Genomic DNA, 1,475 nt, shown 5'->3' with positions numbered 1-1,475 from the left:
GGGCATTGAAGAATTTGACAGGGAAGGCCGTTTTGTCCGTTGCGATTTCGGCAAGTTGTCGGTAATTTCGCTGTATCTGCCCAGCGGCAGCAGCGCGGAAGAGCGCCAACAAGTGAAATACCGCTTTCTGGACGCGTTCTATCCCATGCTCGAAGCCATGAAAAACGAAGGACGCGACATCGTCGTCTGCGGAGACTGGAACATTGCCCACCAAAACATCGACCTGAAAAACTGGAAAGGCAACCAGAAAAACTCAGGCTTCCTGCCGGAAGAGCGCGAATGGATAGGCAAAGTCATCCATACGCTCGGCTGGACGGATATGTGGCGCACACTTTATCCCGATGTGCCGGGCTATACCTGGTGGAGCAACCGCGGACAAGCGTATGCGAAAGATGTCGGGTGGCGTATCGATTATCAAATGGTGACGCCGGAGTTGGCCGCCAAAGCCGTTTCCGCACATGTTTATAAAGACGAAAAATTCTCGGATCACGCCCCTTTAGTTGTGGAGTATGACTATGTTGCCGAATAAGGTTTTGGGTAAATATGACTGGAATGTAAACGGCAAAACCGGCGTAGGCGCGGCGTGGGTCGTGGCAGCATTTGTGCTGCCTATGCTGGTGTGGGCGGTGTTTATGCTGGCGCGGATGTCCGGCTTGGTTACACCGACCAAGGCAAATCCGACTTGGGCGTTGGTATGGCTGCTGTTTTCCCTGCCTTGCCTGCTGATTGCTGCCAAATGCTTTGCTTGGAAGGGTTGGCGACTGATTGCCAACATCGTACTTTGTCTGGCGACTTGTGCCATCCTCAGCGTGCCTGCCGCATTGCTGATTGCATTTACACTCAACGACTTGCTCAAATAGGCCGTCTGAAATGCAGAGCTTCGAACTCGAAGAAATGGCACTGTTTCTGATACGCGATGCGGATGAAGCGGAAATGTGGATAGACCGTTGGACGGTTAGCTATCCGATTGTCCACACTGCCGAAGCTGATGGCCGTCAAACCATTTCCGAATGGCAACACGCCATTCAGACGGCCTTCGACCATATCGTCAGCAGAAATATTGCCGTCGTGGCTCATGGTGCCGGCGTATCTGCATTTTTGGCGTGGTTGTATCAAGCCGACATCCTGACGCAAAAACGCCTGACCAATATTATTTTGGTCTCGCCGCGTCCAGAAGCTTTTCCCGAAGACGAAATCCATACGTTCCAACGTGTCCGCTGCCCTTGCCGTACAGCGCTGGTTATCTCCGAAACAAACGGCACGCCACGCGATTGGGCGCAAGAACAGGCCGATCGCTGGCATGCTCGTCTGCTTCAATCGCCGCATTCCGGCCAGTTAAACGGCGCACTCGGCGGCTGGCAATGGGGCATGAAGCTGATGCAGGAAATGCTGTTGAGTAAATAGTTTAGAAGTGTCTATCAAGAAGAAAGGCCGTCTGAAACCGATATGTATTTCAGACGGCCTTTATTTACAAA

Annotated in this window: 3 protein-coding genes; all 3 read left to right on the top strand. The window is 52.5% G+C overall.

What is annotated here, in order from left to right; genetic code table 11:
- A partial coding sequence (locus ACTHUT_RS20500; protein WP_440419643.1) for an exodeoxyribonuclease III occupies nucleotides 1–529 on the top strand: 529 nt, incomplete at its 5' end.
- Entirely contained in the window at nucleotides 516–860 is a 345-nt protein-coding gene (locus tag ACTHUT_RS20495) for a hypothetical protein (protein WP_070748538.1), read from the top strand. The genes ACTHUT_RS20500 and ACTHUT_RS20495, both read left to right, overlap by 14 nt.
- Before the next feature lie 10 nt (nucleotides 861–870).
- On the top strand, nucleotides 871–1,404 hold the full coding sequence (locus tag ACTHUT_RS20490) for an alpha/beta hydrolase (protein ID WP_250601549.1): 534 nt from the start codon (nucleotides 871–873) through the stop codon (nucleotides 1,402–1,404).
- Nucleotides 1,405–1,475 lie beyond the last annotated feature (71 nt).

The sequence above is a fragment of the Neisseria sp. P0022.S010 genome (assembly GCF_051956635.1).
Note: the sequence above shows the minus strand (reverse complement) of the source record. Positions and strands in the feature narration are given on the sequence as shown.